General features: G+C 63.8%; 15 protein-coding genes. 9 read left to right on the top strand and 6 right to left on the bottom strand.

Going from position 1 to position 15,614, the window contains the following annotated elements; genetic code table 11:
* Nucleotides 1–36: 36 nt before the first annotated feature.
* Complete coding sequence (locus CK501_RS03280; protein WP_095616280.1) at nucleotides 37–1,377, bottom strand: MFS transporter; 1,341 nt, start codon at nucleotides 1,375–1,377, stop codon at nucleotides 37–39.
* 149 nt (nucleotides 1,378–1,526) lie between these two features.
* Complete coding sequence (locus tag CK501_RS03275; RefSeq protein WP_095616279.1) at nucleotides 1,527–1,898, bottom strand: SirB2 family protein; 372 nt, start codon at nucleotides 1,896–1,898, stop codon at nucleotides 1,527–1,529.
* An 84-nt stretch (nucleotides 1,899–1,982) separates the two neighbouring features.
* Here CK501_RS03275 and CK501_RS03270 point away from each other — a divergent pair, with 84 nt between their 5' ends.
* Genes CK501_RS03270 through CK501_RS03260 form a run of 3 tightly spaced genes read left to right on the top strand, consistent with a single transcriptional unit; the run spans nucleotide 1,983 to nucleotide 4,007 of the window.
* Nucleotides 1,983–2,357: a YbaN family protein gene (locus tag CK501_RS03270; protein WP_233128832.1), complete on the top strand. Its 375-nt coding sequence runs from the start codon at nucleotides 1,983–1,985 to the stop codon at nucleotides 2,355–2,357.
* Complete coding sequence (locus CK501_RS03265; RefSeq protein WP_095616278.1) at nucleotides 2,350–3,528, top strand: NnrS family protein; 1,179 nt, start codon at nucleotides 2,350–2,352, stop codon at nucleotides 3,526–3,528. Before CK501_RS03270 ends, CK501_RS03265 begins: the two co-directional genes overlap by 8 nt.
* Nucleotides 3,528–4,007 (top strand): RrF2 family transcriptional regulator, encoded by a 480-nt coding sequence (locus CK501_RS03260; protein ID WP_095616277.1) that lies wholly within the window; start codon nucleotides 3,528–3,530, stop codon nucleotides 4,005–4,007. The genes CK501_RS03265 and CK501_RS03260 overlap by 1 nt, the downstream gene beginning before the upstream one ends.
* A gap of 13 nt (nucleotides 4,008–4,020) precedes the next feature.
* Here CK501_RS03260 and CK501_RS03255 read toward each other — a convergent pair whose 3' ends face one another.
* Both CK501_RS03255 and CK501_RS03250 read right to left on the bottom strand, forming a co-directional pair.
* Nucleotides 4,021–4,755 (bottom strand): Crp/Fnr family transcriptional regulator, encoded by a 735-nt coding sequence (locus CK501_RS03255; RefSeq protein ID WP_095616276.1) that lies wholly within the window; start codon nucleotides 4,753–4,755, stop codon nucleotides 4,021–4,023.
* Between the two features lie 39 nt (nucleotides 4,756–4,794).
* A complete protein-coding gene (locus CK501_RS03250; RefSeq protein WP_158223026.1) occupies nucleotides 4,795–5,547 on the bottom strand; it encodes a Crp/Fnr family transcriptional regulator in 753 nt (250 codons plus the stop codon).
* A gap of 363 nt (nucleotides 5,548–5,910) precedes the next feature.
* On the opposite strand from CK501_RS03250, the gene CK501_RS03245 reads away from it, so the two are divergent.
* From CK501_RS03245 to CK501_RS03225, 5 genes are read left to right on the top strand one after another with little or no spacing between them, the layout of a single operon-like run.
* Nucleotides 5,911–6,363 (top strand): c-type cytochrome, encoded by a 453-nt coding sequence (locus CK501_RS03245; RefSeq protein ID WP_095616274.1) that lies wholly within the window; start codon nucleotides 5,911–5,913, stop codon nucleotides 6,361–6,363.
* Between the two features lie 45 nt (nucleotides 6,364–6,408).
* The gene (locus tag CK501_RS03240; RefSeq protein ID WP_095616273.1) at nucleotides 6,409–7,764 is read left to right on the top strand and encodes a cbb3-type cytochrome c oxidase subunit I; all 1,356 of its coding nucleotides are present in this window, start codon (nucleotides 6,409–6,411) and stop codon (nucleotides 7,762–7,764) included.
* On the top strand, nucleotides 7,761–8,549 hold the full coding sequence (locus CK501_RS03235; RefSeq protein ID WP_095616272.1) for a CbbQ/NirQ/NorQ/GpvN family protein: 789 nt from the start codon (nucleotides 7,761–7,763) through the stop codon (nucleotides 8,547–8,549). Before CK501_RS03240 ends, CK501_RS03235 begins: the two co-directional genes overlap by 4 nt.
* A gap of 12 nt (nucleotides 8,550–8,561) precedes the next feature.
* The gene (locus CK501_RS03230; RefSeq protein WP_095616271.1) at nucleotides 8,562–10,499 is read left to right on the top strand and encodes a nitric oxide reductase activation protein NorD; all 1,938 of its coding nucleotides are present in this window, start codon (nucleotides 8,562–8,564) and stop codon (nucleotides 10,497–10,499) included.
* Nucleotides 10,500–10,501: 2 nt separating this feature from the next.
* Nucleotides 10,502–10,987 (top strand): nitrous oxide reductase accessory protein NosL, encoded by a 486-nt coding sequence (locus tag CK501_RS03225; RefSeq protein ID WP_095616270.1) that lies wholly within the window; start codon nucleotides 10,502–10,504, stop codon nucleotides 10,985–10,987.
* On the opposite strand, the gene metE is transcribed toward CK501_RS03225, so the two are convergent.
* Nucleotides 10,984–13,260: a 5-methyltetrahydropteroyltriglutamate--homocysteine S-methyltransferase gene (metE, locus tag CK501_RS03220; RefSeq protein ID WP_095616269.1), complete on the bottom strand. Its 2,277-nt coding sequence runs from the start codon at nucleotides 13,258–13,260 to the stop codon at nucleotides 10,984–10,986. The genes CK501_RS03225 and metE overlap by 4 nt on opposite strands.
* 245 nt (nucleotides 13,261–13,505) lie before the next feature.
* On the opposite strand from metE, the gene CK501_RS03215 reads away from it, so the two are divergent.
* On the top strand, nucleotides 13,506–14,672 hold the full coding sequence (locus CK501_RS03215) for a cytochrome P450 (protein WP_095616268.1): 1,167 nt from the start codon (nucleotides 13,506–13,508) through the stop codon (nucleotides 14,670–14,672).
* Between the two features lie 52 nt (nucleotides 14,673–14,724).
* On the opposite strand, the gene CK501_RS03210 is transcribed toward CK501_RS03215, so the two are convergent.
* Nucleotides 14,725–15,567, bottom strand: a complete 843-nt coding sequence (locus CK501_RS03210) for an iron-sulfur cluster assembly protein (RefSeq protein ID WP_095616267.1) — start codon at nucleotides 15,565–15,567, stop codon at nucleotides 14,725–14,727.
* Between the last annotated feature and the right edge of the window lie 47 nt (nucleotides 15,568–15,614).

Raw genomic sequence — 15,614 nt, 5'->3', positions numbered from 1 at the left:
TGAGTCAGTCGGGAGGCTGGGCCTCCCGACCCTGTTTCAGTTTTTCGAAGCCTGCGCCTCCTTCCCATAATCCAGCTGGATTTCGGGAAGGTCACGGGCACTCTGCTCTTCGCCACGTTCAGGATGGCGGCGACGCTCCATACGCACGATGGCGCCATGCATCCACAGCAGCGAGACAAGCACCAGCAGGAAAAGCAGCATGAAGCAGCTTGTCCAGACCCCGAGCAGATCGTTCAGAGAACCAAACAGGATGGGCAGGAAGAAGCCACCGAGGCCGCCGATCATGCCCACAAGGCCACCCACAGACCCCACATGGTCCGGGTAGTAGACGGGGATATGCTTATAGACCGCTGCCTTGCCGAGTGACATGACAAAACCAAGCAGTACAGTCAGCACGACGAACAGGGTCAGCGGTATACCGAAAGCGAACTCGATTGGGCCATCAATGCCTTCAATGATGTAGCGCGTCTGCGGATAACTCAGTACAAAGAGGCAGAGCAGCGACACACCATAGGTCCAGTACATCACCGCACGCGCACCTATCCGATCTGACATCCAGCCCCCCAGCGCCCGGAAAACCGAGGCGGGCAGCGCATAGAGGGCAGCGAGCATGCCCGCCTGCTCCAGGCTCAGTTCATAGACATTGACATAGTAGTTGGGCAGCCACGAGGCGAGCGCAACAAAGGCGCCAAACACGAAGAAGTAGTACAGCGAAAAACGCCAGACCTGAAGATTCTTCAGCGGCGCCAGCTGTTCCTTAACAGGTGTTGGCTCCGCCCCCTCTTCCCGGCGGCGCTTGAGACGCGGATCATTTTCAGTCATGAACCAGAAGACGACAGCCATACCAGCAAGAATTGCGGCATAGACCTGGGCGGTCATCTCCCAGCCAAGGCCGACCACAAGAAAGGGGGCCCCGAAGTTGGTGACAGCAGCACCGACATTACCCGCCCCGAAAACCCCGAGGGCGGTTCCCTGGTGCTTTTTGTCATACCATTCAGACGTGTAGGCGATGCCAACAATGAAAGAGCCGCCGGCCAGGCCAATACCCAGCGCTGCAAGCAGGAACAGCTCATAGGTGGTAACGGTCGAAAGAAGGAACACTGCCACCGATGTGGCCAGCATCAGGATGGTGAAAACCAGCCGTCCGCCATACCGCTCGGTCCACATGCCGAGAAAGATCCGGCTGATGGAACCGGTCAGCACCGGCGTCGCCACCAGAATCCCAAACTGAGTATCCGAAAGCCCAAGATCCTGTTTGATCTTGACTCCGATGACGGAAAAGATCGTCCAGACCGCGAAACATACGGTGAACGCCAGGGTGGAGAAAGCGAGCGCCCTATGGGCGCGCGGTGGGTCGTAGTCGTGTTCACTCAGCATCATTAACTCCTGTTCCGGTCAGCGGCCACACGGCGCTTTGTGACCTACTGGCACAGACTAACCAGAAAGGAGCTTTTTACATACAGGTTTATTTCCAAATAATCAGAAGGTTACCCACATAGGGGTAGAGCCGGAAAAGTTGAGGTAGATCAAAGTGGCCTCAGGATGGCCAGAGCGAAGATCGCCACCAGCTGACCCAGGGCCACCAGCGCCGCCACCCCCCTTACCCCGGGCGTCCGCGTCTGGTCCAGTGCCCACTTGCCGGCCAGGATATAGCCCACCAGCAGAATCACCTTGCCGGTCAGCCAGTGGTGAACGAAGGGCATCCACCCGGTGAGGGCCAGCAGCCCCAGTGCGGCGGCCAGCAGGACGGTGTCATTGAGGTGGGGAACCCAGCGCAGCGGTGTAGCCCGCCAGCCCGGCCGACCCGCCGCATCCAGCCCCAGGCGCAGCAGCATCAGGGCTGCGGTGGTATAGGCAGCCAGCATGTGCACGCCTTTGACGATATGATAGAACTCCATGGTCGACTCCGGATATTAAGATTTATTTAAAATATATCTTAACTGGGTTACACTGACGCTGTCATGCGATATGGCAGCAGCACAATGGCGGACTGGCTGATGCTCATCAAAGCGTTCTGGCGCCTGCTCGCGTCCCTGGCGGTGCTCCTGGGCGCCCTGGGGGTAGCCCTTCCAGGCCTGCCCACGGTGCCTTTCCTGCTGGTGGCCGCCTGGGCCGGGAGCCATGGCTGGCCGGAACTGGAGCAGCGCCTGCTGGAGCATCCGCGTTATGGCCCCTCCATCCGGGCCTGGCGTGAACAGCGGGCCGTCCCCCGGAGGGCGAAGTGGGCCGCCTCTGTGCTGATCGCCATCAGCCTGACCATGCTGGTGGTCTCGCCGGCGCCGGAGCTTCTGCGCTGGGTGCTGCCACCGTTCCTGCTGTGCGTCATGATCTGGCTATGGAGTCGACCCGATGGCTGAACCGCTCAACACGCCGCCCCGCCTGTCCCCTGTCACGCTGTTCAGCTACCCCTTCCGTATCTTCTTCCTGTCACTGGCCGTACAGGCTGTGGTGATTGTCCCACTCTGGGTTGGCGCCGTCACAGGGCGGCTGGACCTGCCGCTGGCGATCCCGGCGCTGGCCTGGCACCAGCACGAGATGGTCTTTGCCTGGCTGCAGGCCGCCATTGCCGGTTTCCTGCTGACCGCGGTCTGCGTCTGGACGGGCACCACGCGCACCCATGGCTGGCCACTGGCGGGACTCTGGGGCGTCTGGCTCATGGGGCGGCTGGTGATCACGCTCGGGGAATCGCTGCCCGAGTGGCTGGTGATCGGCGTGAACCTGCTGTTCCTGCCGCTGCTCATGCTGGATGCGGGGCTGCGTGTATGGCGGGCACGCCAGCCGCGCCAGATCCCGATACTGCTGGTCCTGCTGGGCCTGTGGCTGATGCAGGCGACCTTTCTCATCAACGGCAGCGGCGCCGCCCTCGACGGCGCCCTGCTCATGGCCATGACGCTTATGCTGATCATCGGCGGCCGCATCACACCCAACTTCTCCATGGGCTGGCTGCGCACCCGCGGGCTCTCCACCGAGGGCATCACCGTCATTCCCTGGCTGGAAAAACTCCTGCTCGCTGTGATGGCGCTGACCTTCCTGGGCGTGCTCGTGCTGCCCGACCCGGTTACGGGCACACTGGCACTGGTGGCGGGAACCGTGGCATTGGTCCGCATCCTGCTCTGGCGCGGATGGCGGGTCGCCCGGGAGCCACTGCTGTGGATCCTGCACCTGTCGCTTCTGTGGATTCCTGCAGGGCTCTGGCTTCTGGCAGCCAGCCGCTTCAACGCCATACCCGAGACGGTCTGGGTCCACGCCACCGGCCTGGGCGCCATGGGCGGCCTGATCCTGGGCGTGATCAGCCGGGTGGTACTGGGCCACACCGGCCGCACGCTCACCCTGCCGCGCGGCATGGTCACGGCGTTCGTCATGGTCCACCTGGGCGCCCTGATCCGGGTCGTCACCGGCGCCGGCGGCATGGCCTGGCAGACAGGCATCAGTATCAGCGCCCTGCTGTGGATGATCGCCTTCGGGCTCTTCCTGTTCCGCTACACGGGCATCCTGATGCGGCCACGCGTTGACGGGAGTCCTGGCTGATGCGACTGACGCGCCACACCGACTACGCCGTGCGCATGCTCATGTTCCTGGCACTGCGCGAGGGCCAGCTGGGCACCATCCGTGAGATTGCCAATGCCTACGGCATCTCCCGCAACCACCTGATGAAGGTGGCCCATGAACTGCAGCGCAACGGCTACCTGGAAACCCTCCGCGGCAAGGGCGGCGGCCTGCGCCTGGCGCTGCCGCCGGAACGGATCATGCTGGGGGATCTGGTCCGCACCATGGAACCGGACCTGAAAATGGCGGAGTGCTTCGGATGTGATAACCAGTGCGTGATCACGCCCAGCTGCCAGCTGAAGTTCGTGCTGGATGAGGCTCTGGGAGCTTTCCTGAAGGTTCTGGACGGTTACAGCCTGGAGAACGTCACGTCACCAAGGGCGCAGAAGCTGCGCCAGCATCTGGCGCTGACACTGGAAGGCGAGCCAACCCCGGCCCTGAACAGCCATCCAGGAAACTGAAGCCCGGCCCTTTTCACAGCGCGCCGAATCTCAGCCCATCGTACTGCTGGCCCACCAGCTGTTCCAGGAAGTCCAGATCCCTCAGCCCGATGGGGCTGCGCTCCGGCGCGAGAATTCCCTCGCGCCGGAAATCATTGAGAACCCTGGAGACGGTCTCCTCACGCACTCCCAGCATCAGTGCCACCTGCTTCTGGCGACACGGCAGGCGGATCTCACAGCTGCCCTGCTCCTCGTGGAGCTGCAGCAGGAAGGCGGCGACCCGCTGTTCCGCGGAACTGGCCGTGAAGAAATCCACCTGGTTGAAGGAGCACTGAAGCCGTTCACTGGTCTGTTCCAGAAGGCGGGAAGCGAAGGGACCGTTGGCCTCGGCCAGGGCTCGCAGCTGGCGCGCCGGGACCCCGAAAACCCGACTGCGCAGCGTCGCGCGGTAACTCATGATGTAGCCACTGCCATTGAGAAACGCGGCCGTCAGCGCCACCAGACGCCCGGGGCCGTGGGTGCAGAAGAACTTCTCGTCACCATTCTCGGTGTAGCGCACACCGGCCACCTGGCCGCTGTCGACCACCCCGCAGTAATGGGCTGACTGCCCCTCACTGAACAGCAGTTCGCCAGCGCGTGTTTCCAGCCGCACCGTGGCTCCGATCAGGTTATCCAGCTCACGCCGCGACAGGCTCCGGAACGGGCTGTACGCGAGCAGCCAGTCACGCAGGCGTTGCGCTTCCTCATTCTGGATCCGTGTCTCCTGCATTCACTCCCACTCGCTCTGTTGCCCGGGGAAAGCCAGGGCCTATCCCACGAATTCCTGCAGTCCGGCCCTGTCCAGGAGGGTGACCTGACGCTGGGCAACCTGGATCAACCCGCGGTTACGCAGCTCCTTGAGCACACGGGACAGTGTCTCGGGCTGCATGGCCAGCTGCGAGGCCAGAAGCCCCTTGGGCAGCGGCAGCTCCACCTTGACTCCGGTGTTGCGCCGGTCCGTGCCCGGGACCAGGCTCAGCAGATACTGGACCAGCCGCTCCCGTGCGTTCTGCGCGGTGAGAATGGTGCGATCCTCCACCGTCTGGGACATGGCAGCCGCCACGTAGCGCATCACGTTCATCATGTAATCGGAACGACCGGCTACCATCTCCCGCAGCAGGCCGCCACTGAACGAGCGGACCCGTGTAGGCTCCAGGCTCTGGGCATACCAGGGGTAGCACCCATCCGGTGAGCAGGCTGCAACCTCGGCAAGCACATCATCCGCGCCAGCGCTGCCCAGAACACGCTCGCTGCCCTGATCAGTGACCCGGAACAGCTTCGCGGAACCGGAAAGCACAATGAAGAACCGCTCCGCTCTGTCCCCCTCGCGGCAAAGCATCTCTCCAGCTTCCAGGGTGTGCAGGCGGCTGCGCTGGCACAGGCTGGCCAGATCCTGATCGCTCAGATCCTGGAAGAACGGGTGCCGGTGGATGGCGCAGTGCTCCAGGCGCGGGCACAGCAGGGGCTCTGCAAGCCTCGCGTGGGTTACATCGGCCAGTTTGATCGCGTCACAGGATGTCACGGCAGCCTCCTCGGTTTGACGGTTGTTCGCTGTGGGGGTGTTATGCCTTGACATATTACAAGCTCCCGGCCGTTCAGGCTGCGCCTCTTAGGTGGTACTCCCTGTGGCATCCCAATGCTGCACGGTCACCTAAAAGAATCATTTATTATGAATCTTAAAGCAGAGAGAGACTGACCGCAATCGTCGGGTTCTCCACTCACGGCTGGAAAATATGCGGAGGATCCACGTCGGCATCGTTATGAGCAGACACCAGAACCCCATCATTGATTTATCTAATTTACATCTTTAAAGTCAGCCCGGATAATCATACCAGTCACGGATCCGCCGTGCAGACCCCAAAGCCATGACCGGGAGGACACGCCCATGTCCGAGGGACTGACCCGAAACGCCGCGCGCAACATCTTCTATGGAGGCTCGACGATCTTCTTCCTGATCTTCGCCGGCCTGACCATCCATACCCATATCTACATGAGTACCACCTCGACCAACAGCAAAGAGCTGGACGAGGCCGTTATTGCTGGCAAGGAGGTCTGGGAGGAGCACTCCTGCATCAACTGCCACACCATCATGGGCGAAGGGGCCTACTTCGGGCCCGAGCTGTCCAACGTCTGGCACCGCTACGGAGGGCGCGAGAATCCGGAGGCCGCCCGGGCCGGGATCAAGGGCTGGATGAAGGCCCAGCCCACCGGTGCCCCGGACCGGCGCCAGATGCCCCAGTTCAACCTGAGCGAGCAGGAACTGGACCACCTGGTGGACTTCTTCAAGTGGGTGGACGGTATCGACACCCACGACTGGCCGCCCCACAAGTCCGGCTGACCATGCCCACAATCCACTCCGTCCGTTCATCCAGGGAGAGAACCGATGAAGTATGAAACCCAGAAAGTGGCCCTGCCGTTCTTCGCGGTGGCCATGGCGCTGTTCGCGCTGCAGATCTGTTTCGGGCTGATGGCGGCTACCGTCTATGCCATGCCCGAATTCCTTTCCGAGGCCATGCCCTTCCACATCATGCGCATGAGCCATACCAACCTGCTTCTGGTCTGGCTGCTGATCGGCTTTTTCGGCGCCACCTATTACCTGTTGCCGGAAGAGGCCGAGACTGAGCTCCACTCGCCAACCATGGCCTACATCCAGCTGGCCATTTTCGCCGGTGCCGGTGCCGCCGCGCTCATCGGCTACCAGTTCGGGATCCACGGCGGCCGCCACTACCTGGAGCAGCCGGTCTACGTGAAGATCCTGTTGACCATCTCCTTCCTGATGTTCCTGTACAACAACACCCGAACCGTCATGAAGGGCCGGCGCACTTCCGTGTCCATTGTGCTCCTGCTGGGGCTCTGGCTCGCCGCCATCTTCTGGCTCTTCGCTTTCTACGAGCCGGACAACCTGGCCCAGGATAAGCTCTGGTGGTGGTGGATCGTGCACGTCTGGGTTGAAGGCGTCTGGGAGCTGATCATGGCCTCCATCCTCGCCTACCTGCTGATCAAGATGACCGGTGTGGACCGCGAGATCATCGAAAAGTGGCTGTACGTGATCGTGGGCCTGGTGCTGTTCTCCGGCCTGCTTGGCACTGGCCACCACTACTACTGGCTGGGCACCCCCGGCTACTGGCAGCCCATCGGCAACATCTTCTCCACCATGGAGGTCATTCCGTTCTTCGCCATGGTGATGTTCGCCTTCTACATGTTCTGGAAGGGCTCCCGGGAACACCCGAACAAGGCGGCCATGCTCTGGACCCTCGGCTGCGCGGTGGTTTCCTTCTTCGGCGCCGGCGTCTGGGGCTTCATGCACACCCTGTCCTGGGTGAACTACTACACCCATGGCACCCAGATCACGGCGGCGCACGGGCACCTGGCCTTCTTCGGTGCCTACGCGATGCTCAACATGGCCATCATAAGCTATGCCATGCCCCAGCTCCGCCGGCTCCAGCCCTACAACCAGATCATGAACATGTGGTCGTTCTGGATCATGGTCGGTGGCATGTGTTTCATGACCTTCACCCTCACCTTTGCCGGGGTGGTCCAGACCCATATGCAGCGGGTGCTGGGCGAGGATTTCATGACGGTTCAGGGCCAGCTTGATCTGTTCTTCATCATGCGGCTTGGCTCGGGGAGCGCCGTGGCGCTGGGTGTCGTGCTGTTCCTGATCGCCATCTTCGGACCGGCCCGTGAGCAGCTCCCCGCCCATGTCAAAGGCGGCAACGGTAACGGGAGCAGCCAATGAGCGCCGCCGAAGCGCCCTACTACGAACCGGTCGGCCACGAGCGTGAGCTCTTCGAGTATGCGTTCCACCGCAAGCTCCCTCTCCTGCTCAAGGGCCCGACCGGCTGCGGCAAGACGCGCTTCGTCAGCCACATGGCGGCGCGTCTGGGGTTGCCCCTGCAGACAGTTGCCTGCCATGACGACCTCACGGCCTCTGATCTGACCGGTCGTTACCTGCTGCAGGGCGGTGAGACCGTCTGGACAGACGGGCCACTGACCCGGGCCGTTCGCCACGGCGGCCTGTGCTACCTGGATGAGGTGGTGGAGGCCCGCAAGGACGTGACGGTGGTCATGCACCCGCTGACCGACGACCGTCGGGTGCTGCCCCTGGATCGCACCGGCGAAACCCTGGAGGCCCCGGAGGACTTCATGATGGTCGCCTCCTACAACCCCGGTTACCAGCACGTGCTCAAGTCGCTCAAGCCCAGCACCCGACAGCGCTTCGTGGCGCTGGAGCTGGACTTCCCGCCGCCGGAGCAGGAGCTGGCCATCGTGGTGCACGAGAGCGATCTGGCCCGGGAACGGGCGAGGGCCCTGGTGAACCTTGCCGTGCGCCTGCGGGAGCTCAAAGGGCAGGATCTGGAGGAGGCCGTCTCCACCCGGCTGCTGGTCTACTGCGCCCGGCTGATGCAGGCCGGCATGCCGGTGCTGCAGGCCTGCCGCGCGACGCTGGTGGAGCCACTGAGTGACGATGCCGACGTGCGTGAAGGGCTGATGGAAACCATAAGGGCCACTTTCGGGGGCTGAGGAGACGCCAGGTTGGCATCCTTTTTCGAGGTTGAGGAAATCGCCGGGGAACTCTGGCACCGCTGGGCCTCCCGCGCGGTCAGTTACCCGCGCTACCCGGACGCCGGCGTTGCCCTGGCGGAACTCGAGGGCAGCCTGGGTGTGTTCTTCCGGGCCATGGGCGGGCCCGGCGCCATCCCGGTCAGTGCCGTGGAACCCCGTGCCTCCGGCCACCGCCTGACGTTCCGCCAGAAGCTCGGCTTCGACCGCGAAAGCCTGGACATGGCGTTCCTGGACGACGACCAGCTGCTTCTGCCGCCACGCATGGACTACTTTCCCAGTCGTGCACTCAACCGGGGCGCCTACCACTGGCTGACCGCCCTGCTCACCCTCCTGCCAGAGCCGACGCCGGATCAGCCGGCGCTGGCGGCAGACATTGCCTGGCTGCAGGCGGTGCACCAGGCCGAAGGCATCCTGGAACGGGACTTCCCCGGCCTGATGGCTACCGGCAGGGCCTGCCGCGAGCACCTGCTTTCAGTTCGCCCATGCCAGCGCCTGCCAGCCTGGGAGGACGCGGTGGACCATGGCATACGGGTGCTCCTGGGCGAGCAGCGGGATCCCGCCACTGCAGAGCGGGAGCAGGTCCTGGCCTGGGTCCTTGACCAGCCCGATACCGCTTTGCCGGAAACCACCCCAGCGGGCTACCGGCCACCGTTGCCGGTGCCCTTCTGGGGCCAGCGCCGGCCGGGGCTGCACGCGGGCACCCCCAAGGAACCGGAGGACAGCGAGGACCCACGCCAGGGCGCCACGCCCGAGGCCGAAGGCGGCAAACGCCAGGCTGTACGCCGCCGGCAGGACCAGAGCGAACGCGACGACCCGCTGGCACTGAACATCTTCGAGAAGATGCTGTCCTGGACCGAGATGGTCAATGTGAACCGCCCGGTGGAGGACGAGAATGAGGAGGATGCCCGCAAGGCGGCGGAGCAGATCGAGGAGATCACCCTGAGCCCGCACCGGGAGAAGACCGCCTCGCGCCTGAAGGTGGAACTGGACCTGACCCCGGATGCGCCGGATGTCGGCGCGCTCAGCGGACCGGTGACCTACCCGGAATGGCACTATCGCAAAAAACGCTACCTCGGTGACCAGTGCCGGGTGCATCCGGCCATCCAGTCTCTGGAAGGCGAGGACTGGACGCCGGATGAAGGCACACGCCACCGCATCCGCCGTGTCCAGCGCCAGTTCGAGGCCCTGCAGCCCCAGCGTCAGTGGCTGCGCGAACAGCCGGACGGCGACGAATTCGATATGGACGCGCTGATCCGTAACCGCTGCGACATCCACGCCACCGGCAATGGCTCCGAGCGCATCCATCAGGCTCTGCTTACCCAGACCCGGGATCTGGCCGTGACCCTGCTGGTGGATACATCGCTTTCCACCGAATCCTGGCTTGCGGACCGCCGTGTCCTGGATGTGGAGAAAGAGGCCCTGCTGGTGTTGTGCCACGGCCTGGCCGCCTGCGGTGATGATTTCAGCATCCATGGCTTCACCTCCCGGCGCCGCCACAATGTGGAAGTGAACACCATCAAGGGCTTCCACGAACGCGCGGATGAAACCGTGCGCCGGCGCATCCAGGCCCTGAAACCCGGCCATTACACCCGCATGGGCGCGGCCATACGGCACGTGAGCCAGGAACTGGCGCAACGCGGCAACCGCAACCGCCTGCTGCTCGTGCTCACCGACGGCAAGCCCAACGACACGGACTATTACGAAGGACGTTACGCCCTGGAGGACACCCGCAAGGCGGTACTGGAGGCCCGCCAGCAGGACGTGCGCACCTTCGGCATCACCATCGACCAGCAGGCGCGCCAGTACTTCCCCTGGGTCTTCGGGCGCGGGGCCTACCACATCGTGCAGCGCCCGGAACAGCTGAGCGCGGCGCTGCCCGGCATCTACCAGCAGATCGCAGGAGTCTGACCATGCACCGAGTCCACCGCCCCCTTGCCCTGCTGATCCTGGGCGCCGCACTCGCCGGCTGCGGCGAGGCTCCGGTTCCAGAGGGCTGCGGCCCCGAGGCCAGCGCCGCGAAAAAAACCGCCATGAACGGCACGCCCATGCCCGAATGCGCCGGCCCCCAGGCCCAGGCCTGCCTCGCGGACAGTGGCCGGAAGCATTACTTCTGCAGCACAGCGGACCTGCTGGAATGGCAGAAGGGACTGGGCGATAACGAAGGGGAGATCGTCACCTTCACCCGCGATCTGTCGGATGTGGACTGGAACCCCAGGGACACCGGCGACTGGGTCACCATGGATACCGCCTGGTTCGTGGTCGGCCATGAACGCGACAACGGGCAGGACCAGACACCACCGGTGGGGTTCTCGGATCTGGGGGATGCGGAGATCTTCGCCAGTAAGCATGGCGGCCGCATTACCGGCCGCCAGGGCCTGCCTGCTCCCGGCGACTAGCCGGATTGCCGCAGGCCGCGCGCCGCCCCCACCATGGCCGCCAGCGCGGGCCGCACTTCGCCCCAGTTGCGGGTCTTGAGCCCGCAGTCCGGGTTCACCCAGAGACGCTCCGGCGGAATGCGCTCGGCCGCCTTCCGGAGCAGCGCCACCATGGATGCCTGGGTGGGAATATTGGGCGAATGGATGTCGTAGACGCCCGGCCCGATGCCATTGGGGTACTCGAAGTGCTCGAACGCTTCCAGCAGCTCCATGTCCGAACGTGAGGTCTCGATGGTGATCACGTCCGCGTCCATGCGGGCGATGGCAGCCATGATGTCGTTGAACTCGGAATAGCACATGTGTGTGTGGATCTGGGTGTCATCACTGACGCCATTGGCCGCGATGCGGAAGGCGTTGATGGCCCATTCCAGATACGTCTCCCACTCTGAACGCCGCAGCGGCAGGCCCTCGCGCAGCGCCGCCTCATCAATCTGGATGATGCGGATGCCGGCGGCCTCCAGGTCCTGGACCTCCTTCCTGACGGCAAGCGCCAGCTGGTTGGCCGTATCCCGCTCCGGCTGGTCATCGCGGACAAAGGACCAGTTGAGCAGTGTCACCGGGCCGGTGAGCATGCCCTTCACCGGCCGTTCGGTCAGTGACTGGGCGTAGCGGATCCAGTCCACCGTCATGGGGTCGGGCCGGTCCACGTCGCCGTAGATGATCGGCGGTTTCACGCAGCGCGAACCGAACGACTGCACCCAGCCATGGCGGGTGAAGGCGAAGCCGTCCATCAGCTCACCGAAGTATTCCACCATGTCGTTGCGTTCGGCCTCGCCGTGGACCAGCACATCCAGGCCCAGCGCCTCCTGCTCACGGATGCAGTCCCGGATCTCGGCCTGCATGGCTTCCCGGTAGGCGGCCTCCGAGAGATCCCCGCGCCGGTACTGCAGGCGTGTACGCCGGATTTCCCCAGTCTGCGGAAAGGAGCCGATGGTGGTGGTCGGGAAACGGGGCAGATCCAGATGGCGCTGTTGCGCCTCAATCCGCCGCGCATAGGGGGACTGGCGCTGACCCATGACCTCGTTCAGCCCGGCCACGGCCTCGCGCACCGCCGGATTACGCACCCGCTGGGAGTGGCTGCGACTTGCATGACAGGCACGGTTGGCCGCCAGTTCCGCGATGATGGCGTTGCGCCCCTTGTTGAGGCCCTTCTCCAGGATTTCGAGCTCTTCCAGCTTCTGCACGGCGAAGGCCAGCCAGCCGCGCAGCTCCTCATCCAGGTCCGGTTCCGTGTCCAGATCCATGGGCACATGCAGAAGGGAGCAGGCGGGCGCAATCCAGAGCCGATCACCCAGGGCCGCATGCACGGGCTCGAGCCAGTCCATCAACGCCGTCAGGTCCGCCTTCCAGACGTTGCGCCCGTCCACCACACCCAGTGACAGAACCCGCCCCTGTGGAAGCTGCTCCACGGCCCGCTGAACGTCCGCGCCGCCGCGCACCGCGTCCAGATGCAGCCCCGCCACCGGCAGCCGACAGGCCAGTTCCAGGTTATCCCCCAGGTGGCCGAAATAGGTGGTCAGAAGCAGGCTGACCCGGGTATCCGCCAGCCGGTGATAGGCCGTCTCCAGGGCATTACGCCATTCAGGGGCCAGGTCCGTGACCATTATGGGTTCGTCGATCTGGACCCAGTCCACGCCGGCATCGGCGAGCTGTTCAAGCAGGCCGGCATAGGCCTCCGCAAGCGCTGTGAGATGTTCGAGGCGCTCACTGCCGTCCTTGCTCTTGCCAAGCCACAGATAGGTGACGGGCCCCACCAGCACGGGTTTCGGGTTGTGCCCCTGCTCCCGTGCCTCGGTGACCTGCGCCACCAGGGCACCGGCATCCGGACTGAAACGGCTCTCCCGCGTGAACTCGGGAACAATGTAGTGGTAGTTGGTGTCGAACCACTTGGTCATCTCCCCGGCCGCCACCACGCTCTCATCGTCATCGGCGGCGGAACGGCCGCGGGCCAGGCGGAAATACTGATCCGTGGCAGTGCCGCCGAGATCAAGCACCCTGGGCGGGAGATGCCCGAGCATGATGCTGGTGTCCAGTACATGGTCGTACCAGGAGAAATCGCCCACCGGTACCCGGTGAAGGCTGGACTGCTTCTGCCAGTGCTGGCGGCGCAGGTCACGGCTGCGCTGGATCAGTTCCGCTTCAGTGGTTTCTCCCCGCCAGGATGCTTCCAGCGCGAACTTGAGTTCGCGTTTGGCTCCGATGCGGGGGAATCCGAGATTGTGCATGGTCACCATGGTCGTCTCCTCCGATCAATTGTTAACCAGGAGCATGGTGACACCACAAAACCAGTAATAAAATTGATGGTTTTTCGTTTATTGATGATCCATTTTCATGTTTTAAGATTCCGAGGGCATCATACCTGGGCTGTGTCCCGCACCACGCGGGATGAAACCTGCCGCGTCTTGACCGATTCAGCAGCGCCTTAATGGCCATCGTCCGATAATGGGCCAACGTTTTACCTTCAGCACCTGAGACCCCCATGAGCGACAACCGGACCCCCGACTGGAACCCACGCGACGACTCGATCCTGGACGATCCGCTGCCCACCTATGACCGGATGCGCCGGGAGTGCCCCGTGGCCTGGAGCCCGTTCCAGCACTGGTCGCTGTTCCGTCATTCAGATGTGATGCAGGTACTGCACGAGCCGGAAACATTCTCCAACGCTGTCTCCCAGCATCTTTCCGTGCCCAACGGCATGGATCCGCCGGAACACGGCCGGTACCGGGCCGTCATCGAGCCCTATTTCAGTCCGGATGCGATGGCGCGGTTCGAGCCCCGGTGCCGGGAAATTGCGCGCGAGCTGGTCCAGTCACTGCCGCAGGCCGGGAGCATCGACGTGATTCCAGCGTTCGCGGAGGACTTCGCCCTGCGCATCCAGTGTGCCTTCATGGGCTGGCGGTGTGACCTGCACGAGCCGTTGCGTGAATGGCTGCACCGCAACCAGACCGCCACCCTCGCCGGCGACCGTGACGCCATGGCCCAGGTGGCGGTGGACTTCGACAGCACCATACGGTCGCTGCTGGCCGAGCGCCGAGCTACCAGCAATGACGCCCCCGAGGACACGACCACCGCGCTGATGCGTGAGACCGTCAACGGCCGGGCGCTGACGGATGAGGAGCTGGTCAGCATCCTGCGTAACTGGACGGTGGGGGAGCTGGGTACCATCAGCGCCAGCGTGGGTATTGTGCTGAACACCCTTGCCCGGAATCCGCAGCTCAGGAATCGACTGGCCGAAGCGCCGGAAAACCTCGGTAAGACCATTGATGAGATCCTGCGCAGGGACGCCCCCCTGATGTCCAACCGGCGCGTCACCACATGCCCGGTCACACTGGGCGGACGCCGGATTGAGGCGGGCGAGCGGCTGACCCTTCTATGGGCCTCCGCAAACCGGGATGAGACGGTTTTCGGTGATCCGGAGGCGCTCAATCCCGACGCCAACGCGGACCAGAACCTGCTCTACGGAGCCGGTATCCATGTGTGCCCCGGCGCGCCTTTGGCACGGCTGGAGCTCAATACGCTGTTCGAGGAACTGTTGTACTGGCGGCCACAGTTTGAACCGGAGGGCACGGCAAAGCGGGCGCGCTACCCGGCAGGCGGCTTTGCCCGTCTTCCGCTGAGATTCAGCGCCGGCCCTGAGACGGAGTGATTCCCGGGGCGTTTGCTGAAGCAGCCCAGAGTCTCCTTCACTCCATTCTCCGTCACAGAAGCCCCAGCTCCAGCCGGGCCTCCTCGCTGAGCATGTCGTAGGTCCAGGGCGGATCAAACACGATGTCCACCTCCGCGTTTTCCACGAATGGAACCTCCCTCAAGCGGTTGCGGGCATCGCCGGCGATCACATCGCCCATGCCACACCCCGGCGAGGTCAGGGTCATCCTGAGGTACACGGAACGCTGCTCCACGCTCACACTGAGACCGTAGACAAGCCCGAGACTGACGATGTTCACCGGAATCTCGGGGTCATAGACCTGCTCCAGTGCCTGCCAGCACTGATCCTCACTGATTTTCCCGTCTTCCGGCGGTTCAAATATGGCCACGTCACTGCGCAGGCCCACCTTGCCGGCCTCCTCCGGAGACAGCCGGTACAGGTTACCCCCATGGTTGACGGTCACGCTGCCACCAAGCGCCTGGGTAACCGAGACCTGTGCCCCCTCGGGCAGTGTGACCTCGTTGCCATGCGGCACACGCCGGGCCACGCACGCCATGGGCAGGGCCAGTTCCCTGGGCGGTGCCGCCGGCTGTTTGGCGTAGGGCGCTTTGATGGTCAGGGTCTGGGCGTCCGCTGCCGTGTCCAGGTCGAGCCGTATTTCCCGGAGATAGGGAAGACTCGGCGCGTCCACGTAGAGCGTGACCTCACCGAAATCCAGCCGGACATCACTGGCCTGCTCCTCGCCAGGCGGACAGAAGGCCAGACAGCTCTCCGCTCTAGACGTGCCGCCATTCTGGACAAAGAGGCGTGCCGCCATGCCCGGAATTTCCTGTTTCGCCAGTATATCCGCGAGGTAGTCCCGCGCTGCGTCACTGACCTCGGCATCGATGCTCATACCACAGAGCCCCTTACAATTTACATTTTCTGAACCCCGATGGCACA

It is taken from the genome of Halovibrio salipaludis, assembly GCF_002286965.1.
GTDB classification, from domain to species: domain Bacteria; phylum Pseudomonadota; class Gammaproteobacteria; order Pseudomonadales; family Oleiphilaceae; genus Halospina; species Halospina salipaludis.
Note: the sequence above shows the minus strand (reverse complement) of the source record. Positions and strands in the feature narration are given on the sequence as shown.

Bases quoted from the DNA above. Each gene is read 5' to 3' on its own strand.
- CK501_RS03280 (WP_095616280.1), bottom strand. From the start codon at position 1,377: ATGCTGAGTGAACACGACTACGACCCACCGCGCGCCCATAGGGCGCTC.
- CK501_RS03275 (WP_095616279.1), bottom strand. From the start codon at position 1,898: ATGGAGTTCTATCATATCGTCAAAGGCGTGCACATGCTGGCTGCCTAT.
- CK501_RS03270 (WP_233128832.1), top strand. From the start codon at position 1,983: ATGGCGGACTGGCTGATGCTCATCAAAGCGTTCTGGCGCCTGCTCGCG.
- CK501_RS03265 (WP_095616278.1), top strand. From the start codon at position 2,350: ATGGCTGAACCGCTCAACACGCCGCCCCGCCTGTCCCCTGTCACGCTG.
- CK501_RS03260 (WP_095616277.1), top strand. From the start codon at position 3,528: ATGCGACTGACGCGCCACACCGACTACGCCGTGCGCATGCTCATGTTC.
- CK501_RS03255 (WP_095616276.1), bottom strand. From the start codon at position 4,755: ATGCAGGAGACACGGATCCAGAATGAGGAAGCGCAACGCCTGCGTGAC.
- CK501_RS03245 (WP_095616274.1), top strand. From the start codon at position 5,911: ATGTCCGAGGGACTGACCCGAAACGCCGCGCGCAACATCTTCTATGGA.
- CK501_RS03240 (WP_095616273.1), top strand. From the start codon at position 6,409: ATGAAGTATGAAACCCAGAAAGTGGCCCTGCCGTTCTTCGCGGTGGCC.
- CK501_RS03235 (WP_095616272.1), top strand. From the start codon at position 7,761: ATGAGCGCCGCCGAAGCGCCCTACTACGAACCGGTCGGCCACGAGCGT.
- CK501_RS03225 (WP_095616270.1), top strand. From the start codon at position 10,502: ATGCACCGAGTCCACCGCCCCCTTGCCCTGCTGATCCTGGGCGCCGCA.
- metE (WP_095616269.1), bottom strand. From the start codon at position 13,260: ATGGTGACCATGCACAATCTCGGATTCCCCCGCATCGGAGCCAAACGC.
- CK501_RS03215 (WP_095616268.1), top strand. From the start codon at position 13,506: ATGAGCGACAACCGGACCCCCGACTGGAACCCACGCGACGACTCGATC.
- CK501_RS03210 (WP_095616267.1), bottom strand. From the start codon at position 15,567: ATGAGCATCGATGCCGAGGTCAGTGACGCAGCGCGGGACTACCTCGCG.